17 protein-coding genes and 1 pseudogene are annotated in these 16,590 nt (G+C 72.3%); 8 read left to right on the top strand and 10 right to left on the bottom strand.

Features of this window, described 5'->3' with window-relative positions:
* Positions 1-68 precede the first annotated feature (68 nt).
* Positions 69-497, bottom strand: coding sequence for a twin-arginine translocase TatA/TatE family subunit (locus GA0070604_RS02975; protein ID WP_091113731.1), 429 nt, complete (start codon positions 495-497; stop codon positions 69-71).
* Between the two features lie 72 nt (positions 498-569).
* Entirely contained in the window at positions 570-1,940 is a 1,371-nt protein-coding gene (locus GA0070604_RS02970; protein ID WP_208602212.1) for a S1C family serine protease, read from the bottom strand.
* Positions 1,941-2,186: 246 nt separating this feature from the next.
* On the opposite strand from GA0070604_RS02970, the gene GA0070604_RS02965 reads away from it, so the two are divergent.
* Complete coding sequence (locus GA0070604_RS02965) at positions 2,187-2,807, top strand: O-methyltransferase (protein WP_091113727.1); 621 nt, start codon at positions 2,187-2,189, stop codon at positions 2,805-2,807.
* Between the two features lie 70 nt (positions 2,808-2,877).
* Here GA0070604_RS02965 and GA0070604_RS02960 read toward each other — a convergent pair whose 3' ends face one another.
* The gene (locus tag GA0070604_RS02960) at positions 2,878-4,338 is read right to left on the bottom strand and encodes a leucyl aminopeptidase (protein ID WP_091113724.1); all 1,461 of its coding nucleotides are present in this window, start codon (positions 4,336-4,338) and stop codon (positions 2,878-2,880) included.
* A gap of 145 nt (positions 4,339-4,483) precedes the next feature.
* Positions 4,484-4,651 carry a DUF3117 domain-containing protein gene (locus GA0070604_RS02955; RefSeq protein ID WP_013283866.1) on the bottom strand — a complete coding sequence of 56 codons (168 nt, stop codon included), beginning with the start codon at positions 4,649-4,651 and terminating at the stop codon, positions 4,484-4,486.
* A gap of 190 nt (positions 4,652-4,841) precedes the next feature.
* Here GA0070604_RS02955 and GA0070604_RS02950 point away from each other — a divergent pair, with 190 nt between their 5' ends.
* Together GA0070604_RS02950 and GA0070604_RS02945 are read left to right on the top strand one after the other, a co-directional pair.
* Positions 4,842-5,657, top strand: a complete 816-nt coding sequence (locus GA0070604_RS02950; protein ID WP_091113722.1) for a PaaX family transcriptional regulator — start codon at positions 4,842-4,844, stop codon at positions 5,655-5,657.
* Between the two features lie 3 nt (positions 5,658-5,660).
* On the top strand, positions 5,661-6,452 hold the full coding sequence (locus GA0070604_RS02945) for an enoyl-CoA hydratase/isomerase family protein (RefSeq protein WP_091113719.1): 792 nt from the start codon (positions 5,661-5,663) through the stop codon (positions 6,450-6,452).
* A gap of 120 nt (positions 6,453-6,572) precedes the next feature.
* Here the strand turns inward: GA0070604_RS02945 and GA0070604_RS02940 are convergent, their stop codons facing one another.
* From GA0070604_RS02940 to GA0070604_RS34220, 4 genes and pseudogenes are all read right to left on the bottom strand, one after another.
* Complete coding sequence (locus GA0070604_RS02940) at positions 6,573-7,190, bottom strand: hypothetical protein (RefSeq protein WP_091113715.1); 618 nt, start codon at positions 7,188-7,190, stop codon at positions 6,573-6,575.
* A 62-nt stretch (positions 7,191-7,252) separates the two neighbouring features.
* The gene (locus tag GA0070604_RS02935; protein ID WP_091126863.1) at positions 7,253-7,837 is read right to left on the bottom strand and encodes a DNA-3-methyladenine glycosylase I; all 585 of its coding nucleotides are present in this window, start codon (positions 7,835-7,837) and stop codon (positions 7,253-7,255) included.
* 47 nt (positions 7,838-7,884) lie between these two features.
* A complete protein-coding gene (locus GA0070604_RS02930) occupies positions 7,885-8,379 on the bottom strand; it encodes an SRPBCC family protein (protein ID WP_091113712.1) in 495 nt (164 codons plus the stop codon).
* A gap of 364 nt (positions 8,380-8,743) precedes the next feature.
* Positions 8,744-9,101, bottom strand: a pseudogene (locus tag GA0070604_RS34220) (DivIVA domain-containing protein); the annotation flags it as partial.
* Between the two features lie 151 nt (positions 9,102-9,252).
* Here GA0070604_RS34220 and folP point away from each other — a divergent pair.
* Positions 9,253-10,122, top strand: coding sequence for a dihydropteroate synthase (gene folP, locus GA0070604_RS02920; RefSeq protein ID WP_091113709.1), 870 nt, complete (start codon positions 9,253-9,255; stop codon positions 10,120-10,122).
* Between the two features lie 112 nt (positions 10,123-10,234).
* On the opposite strand, the gene ndhC is transcribed toward folP, so the two are convergent.
* Entirely contained in the window at positions 10,235-10,612 is a 378-nt protein-coding gene (ndhC, locus tag GA0070604_RS02915) for an NADH-quinone oxidoreductase subunit A (protein ID WP_091126862.1), read from the bottom strand.
* A 375-nt stretch (positions 10,613-10,987) separates the two neighbouring features.
* On the opposite strand from ndhC, the gene GA0070604_RS02910 reads away from it, so the two are divergent.
* Together GA0070604_RS02910 and GA0070604_RS02905 are read left to right on the top strand one after the other, a co-directional pair.
* Positions 10,988-12,835 carry a 2-oxoacid:acceptor oxidoreductase subunit alpha gene (locus GA0070604_RS02910; RefSeq protein ID WP_091113704.1) on the top strand — a complete coding sequence of 616 codons (1,848 nt, stop codon included), beginning with the start codon at positions 10,988-10,990 and terminating at the stop codon, positions 12,833-12,835.
* Positions 12,828-13,862, top strand: a complete 1,035-nt coding sequence (locus GA0070604_RS02905; protein ID WP_091113699.1) for a 2-oxoacid:ferredoxin oxidoreductase subunit beta — start codon at positions 12,828-12,830, stop codon at positions 13,860-13,862. Before GA0070604_RS02910 ends, GA0070604_RS02905 begins: the two co-directional genes overlap by 8 nt.
* A gap of 213 nt (positions 13,863-14,075) precedes the next feature.
* On the opposite strand, the gene GA0070604_RS02900 is transcribed toward GA0070604_RS02905, so the two are convergent.
* The gene (locus GA0070604_RS02900) at positions 14,076-15,089 is read right to left on the bottom strand and encodes a potassium channel family protein (protein WP_091113696.1); all 1,014 of its coding nucleotides are present in this window, start codon (positions 15,087-15,089) and stop codon (positions 14,076-14,078) included.
* A gap of 144 nt (positions 15,090-15,233) precedes the next feature.
* Here GA0070604_RS02900 and GA0070604_RS02895 point away from each other — a divergent pair, with 144 nt between their 5' ends.
* Complete coding sequence (locus tag GA0070604_RS02895) at positions 15,234-15,821, top strand: helix-turn-helix domain-containing protein (RefSeq protein WP_091113693.1); 588 nt, start codon at positions 15,234-15,236, stop codon at positions 15,819-15,821.
* Between the two features lie 124 nt (positions 15,822-15,945).
* On the top strand, positions 15,946-16,539 hold the full coding sequence (locus GA0070604_RS02890; RefSeq protein ID WP_091113689.1) for an ATP-dependent Clp protease proteolytic subunit: 594 nt from the start codon (positions 15,946-15,948) through the stop codon (positions 16,537-16,539).
* The last annotated feature ends 51 nt before the right edge of the window (positions 16,540-16,590 follow it).

The raw sequence follows: 16,590 nt of genomic DNA, 5'->3' as shown, positions 1-16,590 counted from the left end.
GATCGTGGAGTTGTCAGCGACCGCGCCGGGGTGGCGGGACAACAACTTTCTGATCAACCCGGCGGGGTTCAGGTGATGTCGTCGTAGCTGGGGCGGGGGGCGGGGGCCGCCGGCGGGGTGCCGCCGGTCGACGTGGTCGGGCTGGTGCCGTTGGAACGCAGATCCGCCGCCTTGGCGACGCTCTTCAGCTCCTCGTGCACGCCGGTGACGTCCGAGCGCAGGTTGTCGTACACGCTCTGCAGCGGCTTCCGGATGGCCTGCTCGTCCTCCTCGCTGAGCAGGTGCTTGCGGATGAACGCCTTCGGGTGCAGGTCCTCCAGCTGGATGTCGGTGCCCAGCTCGCGGCTCAGGTCGGTGGTGGCGTTACGGGCCATGGCACGCAGGTTGCGGACCATCCGGAGACCGTCGCCGATCACGGCGGGCAGCCGGTCTCCGAAGATCAACAGCGCCAGGAGCAGCAGCGCGCCGATCTCCCACCAGTTCAGGTTCTCGAACACTCCGGCCTCCTCGTGCGCGTCACGGCAAGACTACGCACGACAGCGGGCCGACCGGGAGGGGGCAACGCCTGCTCACTTCGCATCTGCGGCAAGCGTCACCGAGGCGTTCTGCCGGGTCGACCCCCGCCGGTACTCCACCGCCACCACCGAGCCGGGGGCGTACTTGCGGACCAGCGCCACCAGGTCGGTGGGCTCGGTCAGCGGGTGCCCGTCCAGCCTCAGCACCACGTCACCGGCCTTGAGCCCGGCCGAGGCGGCCGGGCCGGCGGGCTCCACCGCGTTGAGGCGTACGCCTCCGCTGGTCACGCCGGTGCCGCCCACCTGGGCGCCGATCACCGTACGCCGGGCCTTGCCGGTGCCGATGATGTCCTGGGTGATCCGCTTGGCCTGGTTGATCGGGATGGCGAAGGCGAGCCCGATGTTGCCGGCCTCCTGGCCGTCGGCGACCAGCGACTTGATCGTGGAGTTCACCCCGACCACCCGGCCGGCGCCGTCGACCAGCGGGCCGCCGGAGTTGCCGTGGTTGACCGCCGCGTCGGTCTGGATCGCCGCGTAGTAGCGCGTCGGGCCGCCCGGCTCGCCGGCCTGCATGGTCCGGTCGAGGGCGCTGACGATGCCGGCGGTGACGGTGTTCGCCAGCGAGAGCGGCGAGCCGATGGCGAGCACCGGGTCGCCGACGGCCAGCCCGTCCGAGTCGCCGAACTCCACCGGTCTCAGCCCGGTACGCGTCGCCTTGACCACCGCGAGGTCGGATTCCGGATCGTGGCCGACCACGGTGGCCGGCGCCGAGCTGCCGTCGTTGAAGATCACCGTGGCCTTGCCGGTGCCGCCGGCGATCACGTGGTCGTTGGTGACGATGTGCCCGTCGCCGCTCACCACGAAGCCCGAGCCCTCGCTTACGCCGCCCAGGCTGGCCATCCGGATGGTCACCACGCTGGGCAGCACCTTCTCGGCGACACCGGCCAGTGACTCGGGTTTGCGCTGGGCGAGCGCCGGGGCCTGCCCCGACTGCGCGCCGAGGCGGGGCGCGGTCGCACCGCCGTGCAGGAAGGCGTACGTCAGGGCGCTGCCGAGCGAGCCGGCCAGCAGGGCCGTGATCAGCGAGACCAGCACGACCTGCCGCAGCCCGGGCCGGCCCGGCGCGTCCGGGTCGCTGACCGGTTCGGGCTCGCTGGCGGGGTCGGCCGGGGCGGCGGAAACCACCACCGCGGCGGGCGCGTACGGATCGCGCCACGGGTCGGCGAGCGCGTCGGACCACCAGGGTGAGCCCGTGCCGCCCGCGCCCTGCGGGCCCTGGGGCGGGCTCCCGGGCCAGCTCGCGCCGCCGCCTCCGGCGCTCTGAGTGCCCTGAGGCGGGCTCCCGAACGCCGGCCCTGCCGCCGGTGCCGGGTACCCGCCGGGCTGGCGCCCGTCCCAGCCGTCGGTCACGTCGGTGCCTCCCAGTCCGTCCCGCGAGTCCCGCGCCGCGACCGGCGGAGCCGCCGACCGTGACACACGGGACACCGTCCAGGATTGCACGGATACCCCGAACGGAGTCAGGGGTTGCCCACCGTGATCGTCATCGGGGGCCGACTGGCGGCTGCGCCGGTCGCGGCCCGCCTCTAGGCTCGTACCCGCAAACCCACTCCTCGCACCACTCCCGCCGCCCGGAGGTGTCCCATCGCCACGGTCGCCAACCCCGGCAACTCGATGGTCCAGGTGCTCCAGTTCGCCGAGTCGTACGTCACCGAGGATCTCGTGCTGCGCACGGCCCGCAGTCTCGCCGAGGAGGTGGGTGTGGACGCGGTGACGCCGGGAGCCGGGGCCGCGTTGCGGCTGCTCGCCGCCGCCGGCAACGCCCGCGCGGTGGTGGAGATCGGCACCGGCACCGGAGTCAGCGGTGTCTGGCTGCTGCGCGGCATGCGTCCCGACGGGGTGCTCACCACCATCGACGTGGAGGTGGAGCACCAACGGATCGCCCGCCGGATCTTCGTGGAGGCGGGCATCCCGCCGGGGCGTACCCGGATCATCACGGGCCGAGCCCTCGACGTGCTGCCACGGCTCGCGGACGGCGCCTACGACCTGGTCTTCGTCGACGCGGAGGCAACCGGCTTCAGCGCCTGTGTGGACGCCGCGCTGCGGCTGCTGCGGCCCGGCGGGGTGCTCGCGCTCAACGGCGTCCTCGCCGGCGGCCGGATCGGCGACCCGGCCGCACGCGACCTGGAGACGGTCACCGTCCGGGAGACCATCAAGGCGGTCCGGGAGTCGGAGCACTGGGTCCCCGCGCTGCTGCCGGTCGGGCACGGCCTGCTCGCCGCCGTGAAGCTCTGATCCGGCGCCCCGGCCCCGGGCACGCGGGCCCGGCGCCCGGGCACACCGGGCGCCGGATCCGGACGCCCGGTCAGCCCAGCGTCGCCAGCCAGCGCAGCAGCCCGCGTACGCCCCAGCCGGTGGCGCCCCGGGTCAGCTCCGCGTGCTCGTCCTCGGACCACGAGGGGGCGGACATGTCCACGTGCACCCAGCGGTCGCGCAGCTCGCCGGTGAACTCGCGGAGGAAGAGCGCGGCGACCACCGAGCCGGCGCCCCGGTCCGGGGAGCTGTGCAGGTCGGCCACCTCGCTGCCCAGGTACTCGACGTAGTCGGCGGGCAGCGGCATCCGCCAGGCGCGCTCGCCGGCCGCCGCGATCGCGGTCAGCAGGTCGGTCGCGAGCTGGTCGTTCTCGCTGTAGAGGGCACCGTGCCGCTTGCCGAGCGCGACCGCGTTGGCACCGGTGAGGGTGGCCAGGTCGACCAGCAGGTCGGGCTTGAGTTCGCGCGCCGCGTACGCCATGGCGTCGGCGAGCACCAGCCGGCCCTCGGCGTCGGAGTTGGTGCTCTCGCTGGTCAGGCCGCCGTAGTGGCGGACAATGTCGCCGGGGCGGAACGCCGACCCGCTGACCATGTTCTCGGCCAGCGGGGCGAGCGTGGTGACCCGCACCGGCAGCCGCAGCGCGGCGGCGCCCAGCGTCGCGGCGAGCACCGCGGCGGCGCCGGCCATGTCCTTGCGCATCAGTTTCATCGCCGGCACCGGCTTGATCGAGATGCCACCGGTGTCGAAGGTGATCCCCTTGCCCACCAGCACCACGTGGGTACGCGCGTCCGCCGGTCGCCAGTCCAGCTCGACCAGGCGGGGCCCGTTGGCCGAGCCGCCGCCGACGGCGAGGATGCCGCCGAAGCCCTCGGCCGCGAGTTCGGCCGGCTCGCGTACCCGCAGGTGCAGGTCGGGGTGACCGGCCGCGGCCGTCTCGATCTGGGCGGCGAACCAGGCCGGGTTCTTGGTCGACGAGGGGGTGTTGGTCAGGTCGCGGGCCAGCCGGGTCATCTCGGCGGTGGTCCGGGCTGTCGCCAGGGTCGGGGCGAGAGCCTCCGGGTCGGCCACCACGACGTCCACCTCGGCCAGCGCGGGCGCCCCGCCGGCCTCGGTCAGGCGGAACCGGTACGACCCCAGCAGCAGGCCCTCGACCAGGCCCCGCAGCGCCGGCTCGCCGTCCACGGGCAGCGCTACAGTGATGTGCGTCTCATTCTTGGCGGCCCGCGCCAGCGCCGCGCCCGCGCTCCGCCACGCGGATTCGTCGCCCGCGCCGACGCCGAGCAGGACCAGTCGCGACGGCGTGCCGCCGGGGCGCAGGTGCTCCCGGATCTCGCCGGTGTCGCCGGTCAACCGGGCGGCGGGAAGCAACGCGATCACCTCGGCCCGGATCTCTTCGGCGGGCGGCGAGGCGGTCGGGACCAGGGTGGCCGGGGCGTCCGGCCCTTCGGGACGAACGGGCAGGACAAGGGCGTCGAGCCGCACCGGCTCGCTCACCAGACGAATGGCCAGCACGCTGGACCGTACCTCCGAAAAGTTCTCAGAGCGGGACTATTCGCCGCTCCTGGGCCGGCAAAGTCCCTGAGCCACCGGCTACGCCGGCGGCTCAGGGACGAACGAACCGCCCGCGCGGCGCGTGCCGCGCGGACCGCTCCTCAGATCAGCCGGCGGCCGCCTTCAGCGCGTCACCCAGCGCGGTGGCCTCGTCGGGAGTCATCTCGACGACGAGCCGGCCACCGCCCTCCAGCGGGACCCGCATGACGATGCCCCGGCCCTCCTTGGTGACTTCCAGCGGACCGTCGCCCGTCCGCGGCTTCATCGCCGCCATGTTGTCTCCCCTCAGACCTACGCCAGGGTCGGTGGGTTGCCCCACAGCCACTTCGCCATAGCCACCCGCAACCACCACGGGGGCGTCGACCAACGATTTTCCCTGATGAACACCGCCGGACCCAAACCGAAGCAGCATTGATGTAACAGCACCTAGCATATCTTGGGTAGGCCTGTCACAATGTGCGGTCATGCAGGCACGGTCGGCACTCTTCGACCTGTACGGCGACCACCTCCGAGCCAGGGGTGGGCGGGCACCGGTCGCCGCCCTGGTCAAGCTGCTGGCGCCGTTGGGGATCGCTCCACCGGCGGTACGCACCGCAGTCTCCCGGATGGTCCGGCAAGGTTGGCTCGAACCACTCCGGCTCGCCTCCGGGCCCGGATATTCGATCACACCCAAAGCGGCCCGCCGACTCGACGAGGCCGCGGCCCGGATCTACCGCACCGGCCGGCACAGCTGGGACGGCCGGTTCGACCTGCTCGTGCTGGAGGCCCCCGCCTCCCGACGGGACCGGCAACGGCTCGCCGCCAACCTGAGCTTCCTCGGTTACGGCGCACTCGACGACTGCACCTGGGTGGCCACCCGCCCGGGTGAGGACGTGGACGCGCTGCTCGCCGAGGCCGGCGTGCGCTACGAGCGGTTCACCGCCGCCCATGCCGCCGGCACCCAGGGCGCCACCGCGGTGGTCCGCCGCGCCTGGGACCTGGCCGAGATCGGCCGGGCGTACGAGCGGTTCGTCACCGAGCAGAAGCCCCTCCTGTCCGGCGTCACCGTACGCAGCAGCGACGAGGACGCGTACGCGGCCCGATTCCGGCTCGTGCACGCGTGGCGTACCTTCCTCTTCCGGGACCCGCAGTTGCCCCCCGCGCTGCTCCCCGAGCGCTGGTCGGGCGCCAGCGCGGCCAGTTTCTTCGACCGGCACGCCGCCCGGCTGAGGCCGGCCGCCGACCGGTACGTCGAGCTGTGCCTCGACAACAACCGCCCCGCCCGACAGAAGGGTCGTTAGAACGTGACCGAGCCGCTGCTCGTCGACCGCACCGACGCCGTCGTCACCCTGACGCTGAACCGCCCGACGGCGATGAACTCGCTCGACGTTCCGCTCAAGGAGGCGCTCCGCGACACCCTGGCCGAGCTGGAGACCGACCGGTCCTGCCGGGCCGTCGTGCTGGCCGGGGCGGGCAACTCGTTCAGCGCCGGGCAGGACCTGCGGGAGCACGTGCAGACCCTCGAGACCGACGACGGCGACCCGCTGGCCACCGTGCGCGCGCACTACAACCCGATCGCCGCCCGGCTGGCCAACCTGCCCAAGCCGGTGGTCGCCGCCGTGCGGGGCATGGCCGCCGGGGCGGGCGCCTCGCTGGCGTTCCTCGCCGACTTCCGGATCGGCGGCCCGCGGACCAGGTTCCTGATGGCCTTCGCCGGGGTCGGGCTCGCCGCCGACACCGGCGCCTCGTGGACGCTGCCCCGGCTGGTCGGCCACGCCAAGGCCGTCGAGCTGCTGATGCTCGCCGAGCCGGTGGGCGCCGAGGAGGCCAGCCGACTCGGCCTGCTCACCCGCCTGGTGGACGACGACGAGCAGGTGCTGCCGGCCGCGCAGGAACTGGCCGCCCGGCTCGCCGCCGGCCCGACCGTCGCGTACGGGGCGATCAAGCGGCAGCTCTCCATCGCCGACGCCGGCACCCTCGCCGACGCCCTCGCCGCCGAGGCGCAGGCACAGGCGATCTGCGGCGCCACCGCCGATCACAAGGCGGCCACCATGGCCTTCGTCAACAAGCAGAAGCCAACCTTCGCCGGCCACTGACCCGCCCGCCGCGCGCCCGTCCCAGATCCACACAACTTCGTGGAAATAGTGGCCATTCCCGATGCGGATGGCCACTATTTCCAGGAGACAGGCGAACTGCGCCCACGGGGACAGGGCGGCTCAGTCGTCTTCTTCGGGGTCCTGGTTGGCCTCGGCGCCGAGCACGAAGGCCTGCATGGCCAGCTCGTCGTTGGTGGGCGAGACGAAGGCGGGCAGTTCCCGGGGGCCCAGCTCCTGCACGTACGACCAGAAGATCCGGACCGCCTCGGCGGGCGAGGCCGCCTCGATCGGCAGGTCGAGGCTGACCAGCCAGGTCCGTCGGGCCGGGGGCGGGCCGAGCCGGTCGGCCAACTCCCGCCAGACCGCCGGGTCGAGCCCGGTCACCGGCCCGTCGAGGGCCAGCCCGTCGACCGGCACCGGCTCGTCGAGCGCCCGCCGGGTGTACGACACCACGAGCGCCCCGGGCCCGGCATCGGACTGCGGGTCGTCCGGATCCTCCCGGGTCTCCGCGGTGGCCAGGGCGACCCGGCCGAGAGCCACCAGCCGCAGCGGCTCCTCGACCAGCACCGCGACCAGGTCACCCGGCCGGGGCCGGAGCCCGTCCAGCCCGGTCAGCTCCAGCGTGTCGTGGTGCACCAGCCGCTCGGCCTCGTACCGCTCGGCGGGCAGCAGCACCGCCCAGGCACCGGGCGTGGCGCCCTCGGTCGTCTCGCTCGTCCGGAGCTCGGTGTCGGTCATGCCGCAATCCCATCACGCCCGGCCGGCGCCGGTCCTGGCACGTCCACCGGACGCCGTCCCGATCACGCCCGCGCGGGCTCGGCGTCGACGTGGCAGTCGGCGAGGTGGTCGTTCACCATGCCGGTGGCCTGCATCAACGCGTACGCGGTGGTGGGGCCGACGAACCGGAAGCCGCGCTTCTTGAGCGCCTTGGCCAGCGCGGTGGATTCCGGGGTGAGCGCCGGCACCTCGGCAAAGGACCGCGGCCGGGCCGGCCGGGGCGGTGGCGCGTACGACCACAGCAGCGCGGAAAGGCCGTCGGGCAACGCCAGGGCGGCGCGGGCGTTGGCGACGGCCGCCTCGATCTTGGCCCGGTTCCGCACGATCCCGGCGTCGGCGAGCAGCCGGGCAACGTCGGCCTCGCCGTAGCCGGCGACCTTCTCGATCCGGAACTCGTCGAAGGCGAGCCGGAACGCCGGACGCTTACGCAGGATGGTCAGCCAGGACAGGCCGGACTGGAACGCCTCCAGGGTCAGCCGCTCGTAGAGCGCGTCGTCACCGCGCAACGGCCGACCCCACTCCCGGTCGTGGTAGACGGCGTAGTCCGGGGTGCTCGCCCCCCAGGCGCAGCGGGGCAGCCCGTCGGCGCCGATCACCAGGTCAGTCACGCCGTACACGGTAGGTCAACCCACCGACAGCGGGCACCGCGCGGCGGTCAGGGCAGCCGGCCCTGCTCCACCAGCCGGGCGAACCGCTTCAGCGCCTGGGTGAGGCCGAACTTCGAGCCCGGCCAGAGCACCGGCCGGGTCACCCGGCCGGCGGCCCCGCCGGGCAGGTGGAACCACTCGTGCCACACGACCTGGGTCCGGTCCCGTTCCACCGGGGTGCAGCGCAGCACGCCGGGGCCGCGCAGCAACTTGCCGCAGTGCACCACCCCGACCTCGTACGGGGCGTCCACCCGGACCACCCGCATCTCGTCCCGCAGCACGGCCGGGCCGAGCGTGGTGACCGCCTCGACCAGGCTCCCCTCGCCGCCGTCCCCCTCGACCACCCGGACCTTGGTGAGGGGGATCCAGTCGGACTGCCGCTCCCAGTCGGTCAGCGCGGCGAACACCCGCTCGGCGCGCGCGTTGACGATCACCGTCGCGCTGACCTCTCCGGCACCGGGCTGGGCCGCCTCGGCGAAACCGTCGGCCTGTGGGCCGGTCACGCCGACTCCGACCGGACCACCCCGCCACGTTCCCGGTCGTCCTCGGCATCGACATCGTCGGCGGCCCGCTGACCGGTGGACTCGGTGGCCGGCGGACGCAGGGTCGGCCGCTCGGCTGACTCCTGTTCGGCGGGCGCGGCGACCGGGGCGAGCGGACCGGCCGACGCCGGAGCGTCGGTGGCGGGCACGGTCTCGTCCTCGACGGCGGCCGCGGCCGGCGCGGCGGCCACCCCGGCCTCCGCGGTCAGGTCGGCGCCGGCGGCGGGGCCACCGGCCGGGCGGTCGGCGTCCGCGGCAGTGCCGTCCACGGCCGAGGGCGGGTCGTCGGCCGGGCTCGGCGCGTCGGCGGCGGCGGAATCCGTCCGGGCGGCCTCCTCCCGGGTACGGCGCAGCGCGTCGGCCTCCTCGATCCGCCCCTCACGGAGCGCGGCGACCTCGGCCTCCAGCACACCGATCAGCTCGGACTTGTAGCCGATGTCGTACGCGGCCCGCCGCATCGCCTGGTCGACCTGAGCCATCCGGTAGCCGCGCAGCGCGGTGTCGAAGCGCGCCTCGGCGACGTCCGTCTCGTGCAGCGGGCGGCCGCCCGGCAGGGGCACCGCCCGCCCGTCCGGCTCGGCGGGCACCAGGCCCGGATCCCGTCCGGACACCAGCACGGTCACGCCGAACACCACTGCCGCGACGGTCAGCGCGACGACCAAGATGAGCAGAACCTGACCCATGTAGAGATCGTGGCACGCGCGCCGGGATCGGGCGAGCCCTCCAAGCGCTCCGAATGTTTTCGATGCCCCGCCGTACCGCGCGGGCCCGCTCGGACGGGACCGGATAGCGTCGGGGGCGGCCGGCGGACGACCGGGGACTCAGGAGGCGGGCATGGCCGGTGCGCTGCGGCTCGGTGGGCGGACGTTCGCCCCGGGCGAGCTGGTGGTGATGGCGATCGTCAACCGCACGCCGGACTCGTTCTTCGACCGGGGTGCCACCTTCGCCCCGGACAGCGCGCTGCGCGCGGTGGAGCGGGCGGTGACCGAGGGCGCGGAGATCATCGACATCGGCGGGGTGAAGGCCGGGCCGGGCGACGAGGTGGACGTGGCCGAGGAGATCCGCCGGACGGTGGACACCATCGCCGCGGTCCGGGCCGCCTTCCCCGACGTGGTCATCTCGATCGACACCTGGCGGGCCGAGGTGGCGGTGGAGGCCGTGGCGGCCGGCGCCGACCTGCTCAACGACACCTGGTCGGGGGCGGATCCCGCGCTGGCCCGGGTCGCCGCGCAGACCGGCGCCGGGCTGGTCTGCTCGCACGCGGGCGGGCTCGCCCCCCGCACCAGGCCGCACCGGGCCGCGTTCGACGACGTGGTGGCCGACGTGATCACGACGGTGTCCGGGCTCGCCGAGCGTGCGGTCGCCCTCGGCGTACGCCGGGACGGGATCCTGATCGACCCGGCGCACGACTTCGGCAAGAACACCCGGCACTCGCTGGAGATCACCCGGCGGCTGGCCGAACTCACCGACACCGGGTGGCCGCTGCTGGTCGCCCTGTCGAACAAGGACTTCATCGGCGAGACGCTGGACCTGCCGGTACCGGACCGGTTGGAGGGGACGTTGGCCGCCACCGCCGTGTCGGCCTGGCTGGGCGCCCGGGTGTTCCGCGCCCACCAGGTCCGCGAGACCCGTCGGGTGCTGGACATGGTGGCGTCGATCAGGGGAGTCCGACCGCCGGCGCTGACCCGCCGGGGCCTGGCCTGAGCACCACAACTCCAGCACGACCGCCGGCCATCGGTCGGCCTCCGCGTCGCCCGGCGGCGCTCCAGGCCGACTGGAGGCCGGTCTGACGCCGTGTCGTGCCCTGGGGCCGTCGTCAGGTCCAGCGGAGGATGTTCTTACGCCAGGCGTAGAGGATGCCGAGCGCCACCACGGCGACGAAGACCGCCATCTCCACCACGGTGGTCACGCCGAACCCGGGCCGGTCGAAGACCAGCGCCCACGGGAAAAGGAAGACCGCCTCCACCGCGAACAGCACGTACAGGTAGGCGTAGACGTAGTAACGGATCTGCATCTGCGCCCAGTCGCCGCCGACCGGGTCGAGACCGCACTCGTAGCTGGCCCGCTTCCCCCAGGGCTCGGCCGGACGGCCGGGACGCAACACCCGGTTGGCCGAGAACGCCGTCACGAAGAAGAGCACCGCGGCGAGCAGTAGGAGACCGAGCGTGGCGTACGAGCCGAGGTAACCGGTCACGGTCGGCAGCCTACCGGTCGGGGTGTCCGGGGGCGCCGATCGCGTCACGGCCCCGGTGGCGCCCGCCCGACCCCGGCGGACCACCCGGCGCGCCACCCGTGTCCGCCCGTGCGGTGATGTGAATTACGAGCAGCGGCACCAAACCCCCCAAATCCCCGCATACAGTGGCCTGATCGGGTCCCATACGTCGGACCTCGACCAAGGTTGTCCTAACGGGCCGACGTAGGCTCTGACGTGAGAAATGGAGCGGGCCGGGCCCGGGGACGGACGGCCAGCGGCAACAGCGCGTCTAGGAGGGCACGTGGCCGGGCAAGGCGGGGTCACCATCATGTTCAGCCGCCCGCGCGACGGCGCCGAGCGAAGCGGGGTGCGGGCGTGACCAAGCAGATCCGTCAGTTGGACCGGGTGGTGATCCGGTTTGCCGGTGACTCGGGTGATGGTATGCAGCTCACTGGTGATCGGTTCACGTCGGAGACGGCCCAGTTGGGTAATGATATTTCGACGTTGCCGAATTTCCCGGCGGAGATTCGGGCGCCTGCTGGGACGTTGCCGGGGGTGTCGAGTTTCCAGGTTCATTTCGCTGATTACGACATTTTGACGCCGGGGGACGCGCCGAATGTGTTGGTGGCGATGAATCCGGCGGCGTTGAAGGCGAATCTGGCGGATCTGCCGCGTGGCGCGGACATCATTGTGAACACGGATGAGTTCACGAAGCGGAATCTGACGAAGGTGGGTTACACGTCCTCGCCGTTGGAGGACGGCTCTCTGGACGGGTATGTGCTGCATCCGGTGGCGTTGACGTCGATGACGGTTGGTGCGCTGGCTGAGCATGCGGTGTCGAAGAAGGACGCGGAGCGGGCGAAGAACATGTTCGCGCTCGGTTTGTTGTCGTGGATGTATTCACGGCCGTACGCGTCGACGCTGCGGTTTTTGGAGCGGAAGTTCGCGGCGCGGCCGGAGTTGGTCGCGGCGAACGTGGCGGCGTTCCGGGCGGGTTGGAATTTCGGGGAGACCACGGAAGACTTCTCGGTGCGGTACGAGGTGGCGCCGGCGCGGATGTTGCCGGGCACCTACCGCAACATCACCGGTAACCAGGCGTTGTCGCTGGGTTTGGTGGCGGCGGGGGTACGGTCGGGGTTGCCGGTGTTTCTGGGCGCGTATCCGATCACGCCGGCCTCGGACATTCTGCACGAGTTGAGTAAGCACAAGCGGTTCGGTGTGGTCACGATGCAGGCCGAGGACGAGATCGCCGCGGTCGGTGCCGCTCTGGGCGCCTCCTACGGTGGCTCGTTGGGGGTGACGACGACCAGCGGCCCGGGTGTGGCGCTCAAGAGTGAGACGATCTCCCTGGCCGTGGCGTTGGAGTTGCCGCTGGTGATCGTGGATGTGCAACGCGCCGGTCCGTCCACGGGCATGCCGACCAAGACCGAGCAGGCCGACCTGAACATGGCCCTGTACGGCCGTCACGGTGAGGCGCCGGTCGCGGTCATCGCTCCCCGCTCGCCGGCGGACTGCTTCTACGCCGCCCTGGAGGCGGCGCGGATCGCGTTGACGTACCGCACCCCGGTGATCCTGTTGTCGGACAACTACGTCGCCAACGGCTCCGAGCCGTGGCTGCTGCCCGACGTCGACTCGCTGCCCGACCTGCGGGTGCAGTTCGCCACCACCCCCAACGGGGAGGACGGGACCACGTTCCTGCCGTACCTGCGTGACCCGCACACCCTGGCCCGGCCGTGGGCGGTGCCGGGCACCGCCGGCCTGGAACACCGCATCGGTGGCCTGGAGAAGGCCGACAAGACCGGTGACATCTCCTACGACCCGGCCAACCACGACTTCATGGTCCGCACCCGCGCCGCCCGCATCGACACCATCCCGGTGCCGGACGTGGAGGTCGAGGACCCCGACGGCGACGCCCGCGTCCTCGTCCTCGGGTGGGGCTCCACCTACGGGCCGATCGGTGCGGCCTGCCGTGGCCTGCGCCAGCGTGGCCTACCCGTCGCGCAGGCCCACCTGCGACACCTCGCCCCGCTACCGGGCAACCTCGCCGACGTGCTGGCCGCCTACGACCGGGTCGTCATCCCCGAGATGAACCTCGGCCAACTCGCCCACGTGATCCGGGCGAAGTACCTGGTCGACGCGATCGGCTACAACCAGGTCCGCGGCCTGCCGTTCACCGCCGCCGAGCTGGAGACGATGCTGGAAGAGGTCTGCAAGAATGTCTGAACCCGTCGCCCTGAAACTCACCGCGAAGGACTTCAAGTCCGACCAGGAAGTCCGCTGGTGCCCCGGCTGCGGTGACTACGCCATCCTCGCCGCCGTCCAGGGCTTCATGCCCGAACTGAACATCCCCCGCGAGAACATCGTGTTCATCTCCGGGATCGGCTGTTCCTCCCGATTCCCGTACTACATGAACACCTACGGGATGCACTCCATCCACGGCCGCGCCCCCGCGATCGCCACCGGCCTGACCGTCACCCGCCCCGACCTGTCCGTATGGGTCGTCACCGGCGACGGCGACGCCCTGTCCATCGGCGGTAACCACCTCATCCACGCCCTACGCCGTAACGTCAACCTGAAGATCCTGCTGTTCAACAACCGCATCTACGGCCTGACCAAGGGCCAGTACTCACCCACCTCCGAAACCGGGAAGATCACCAAATCAACCCCGGTCGGATCAGCCGACGCCCCGTTCAACCCGCTGTCGCTCGCACTCGGTGCCGAAGCCACCTTCGTCGCCCGCACCATCGACTCCGACCGCAAACACCTGCAATCAGTGCTCCGCGCCGCCGCGCAACACCAGGGCTCCGCGTTCGTCGAGATCTACCAGAACTGCAACATCTTCAACGACGGCGCTTTCGACCCCCTCAAAGAGCCCGCCACCCGCGACGACCATTTGATCCGCCTCGAACACGGCCAGCCGATCACGTTCGGCCAAAACGGCGAGCACTGCGTCGTCCACCCACCCGGCGGGTTCGGCCTCGAAGTCCGCGACACCGCCACCACCCCGACCGACCAGATCGTCGTCCACGACACCCACGTCACCGACCCCGCCTACGCCTTCGCCCTGTCCCGCCTGCCCGGCCCCGACCTACGAAACACCCCCATCGGAGTGTTCCGCAGCATCACCCGCCCCACCTACGACAACCTCGTCCAGGAACAGGTCACCACCGCCAAAGCCAAAACCGACGAAACCCCAGAACAACAACTCGCCGGCCTCCTCGCCAGCGGCGACACCTGGACGATCGCCTAGCGTGCGTTCTCCCGGACGAGGTCCCCGATCGTCCGGGAGAACGGCTCCAGCCGCTCCAGGTGCCACAGGTGCCCGACATCGGGGACGATCTCCAGCCGCGCGGGGGAATCCCGTCGGCCAGGTCCTGTGCGCCCCGCAGGTCGGCCTGGTCGCGTGACCCCACGCCGTCGTCTCTACCCAAGCAGCGTCAACCGGGGCTGCTCCCGTGCCGCCTCAGCCCGTGGTGGCCGGCAGCGGGCGGTCGTCGCGCACGTACACGAGCATGTCGCCGGTCTCGATCTCCGCGCCGGCCCGGTCGGTGAGCGTCACCACCCTGCCTCGGCGGACCAGGGCGATCACCAGCGAGTCCAGCTCGCGCGGCGACCGGCCCACCTCGTCGCGTTCGGCCGAGCGCATGGCCAGCGCCATGCCCTGCCCCGGGGTGAGCAGGTCCTCCACCACATCGATCAGCGGCGGGGCGGAGGTGGAGAGGCCGAGCAGCCGGCCGGCGGTCGCCGCGGAGACGATCACGTGGTGCGCGCCGCTCTGCCTGAGCAACGGCGCGTTCTCCGCCTCGCGTACGGCGGCGATGATCCGGACCTGGCCGGCGGTGAGCTGCCGGGCGGTCAGCGCCACCATCACCGACGAGTCGTCACTGTCGGTCGCGATGATCACCGCCTTGGCCGACCGTACGTGTGCCTCCTCCAGCACCGCCGAGCGGGTCGCCGAGCCCTCGACGGTGACCAGCCCGGCCGAGGTGGCCTGCCGCAGCGCGGTGCCGTTCCGCTCCACCACCACGATCCGGGACTTGTCCATCCCGTCCTCCAGCAGCGCGGAGACGGCACTGCGGCCCTTGGTGCCGTAGCCGCAGATGATCACGTGGTCCTTCACGGTCTTCCTCCACTGGGTCAGGCGACGGCCGTTCCGGTACTGATCGGTCAGGACTTCCAGGGTGGTGCCGACCAGGATGATCAGGAAGAGCACCCGGGCCGGGGTGACGAACAGGACATTGGCCAGCCGTGCCGACTGGCTGGCCGGGGTGACATCGCCGTAGCCGGTGGTGGAGAGCGAGACCACCGCGTAGTAGAAGCAGTCGAGGAGGGTCATCCCGTCCTCGTTGTTGTCGTGGTAGCCGTCCCGGTCCAGCCAGACCACCGCCACCGTGGCGAAGACCAGGGCCACCGCGGCCAGCACGCGCAGACTGAGGGCACGCAACGGTGCCCGCCGGTGCGCCGGAAAATGGATCACCGTCGGCCTCGCCTCGCCGCCCTCGCCTGCACGTGGACAAGATAGCTCGTGGTCGCCGCTCCGGCCGCTCGGGCCAGGTTCCCTGCCCGGCGGTCGGACGGGGCATGATGGGGGCGTCGGGACGACGACCGCGAGGAGGCCCGCATGTCGTTGCTACGACGGGTGATCGGCGGGGTGCTCCGCCGGGTACGGCTACGGCAGGGCCGGACGCTCCGCGAGGTCGCCCAGGCGGCCGGCGTCTCGCTGCCGTACCTCTCCGAGGTGGAGCGCGGCCGCAAGGAGGCGTCCTCGGAAGTGCTGGCGGCGATCTGCCGCGCTCTCGGCATCCACCTCTCCGATCTGCTGGAGGAGGCCCGCGACGAACTGCGCCGGGTCGAGCGGCGGACCCCGGTGGCCGCCGGGCTGACGCTGGCCCGGTTGGACCGGGCGCCGGCCGGGCAGGGCGGCCGTACCGGCCCGCAGCTACGGGCCGGCGGTGGACCACGGCTGCACGTCACCCGGCGCCCCGCCACCCCGGTCCCGCTTCTCGGCGGGTCGCTGCGGCAGCCCGCCACCGTGCCGGCGCCCGTGGGCCCCGCGATCGGGTACGCGTCGCCGACGGTCCTGGGGATGGGCACCCGGATCTGGCTGATCCCGTCCCCGCCGGCCGCAGCACGCCGCCGGCCGCGTACCCCGGTCACGCTGGCCCGGCGGCGGGCCCGGACCGGCCGGCTCCGGCTGACCGCCGCGTAGTTCTGCCCACAGCCGATCTGCCGCCGGCAGAAGCGCTGGCTTCCGGTCCGCCGTCCGCCGGAGGCTGGAGACCGCCGGTTGCCGGGCCGTCCGTCGCCCGCCGGCCAGGGAGGGTGGTCAGGTCATGGGGTACGGCATCTGGATGCTGGACGAGGGTCAGCCGTCCTTCGGAGACCGGGTCTTCGAGCGGCTGCTCAAGGAGCGCATCATCTTCCTCGGCACCGAGGTCACCGACGCCTCGGCCAACCAGATCTGCGCGCAGATCCTGCTGCTCGCCGCCGAAGATCCGGAACGGGACATCTTCCTCTACATCAACTCGCCGGGCGGTTCGGTCAGCGCCGGAATGGCCGTTTACGACACCATGCGGTACGTCAACAACGACGTGGCGACCCTGGCGCTCGGGATGGCCGGCTCGATGGGGCAGTTCCTGCTCTGCGCCGGCGCGGCCGGGAAGCGCTTCGCGCTCCCCCACTCGCGGATCATGATGCACCAGCCGTCCGGCGGCATGGGTGGCACGGCCGCCGACATCACCATCCAGGCGGAGAACATGCTGCACGTGAAGCGGACCATGCAGGAGCTGATCGCCCAACACAGCGGCCGCACGCTGGACGAGATCCAGGCCGACTGGGACCGGGACCGCTGGTTCACCGCCGAGCAGGCCCGCGAGTACGGGCTGATCGACCAGGTCGTCACCCGCGCCGAGCAGCTTCCGGCCTGACCTGCGGGACCGGCCGGGCGGCCGGCGAGGTGGTCCCGCCGGCCGCCCGCA

Origin of the sequence: Micromonospora eburnea, assembly GCF_900090225.1 — a bacterium.
In the GTDB taxonomy this organism is placed as follows: Bacteria; Actinomycetota; Actinomycetes; order Mycobacteriales; family Micromonosporaceae; genus Micromonospora; species Micromonospora eburnea.
The sequence above is the reverse complement of the archived record's forward strand: the minus strand, read 5'-3'. Positions and strand labels throughout refer to the sequence as shown.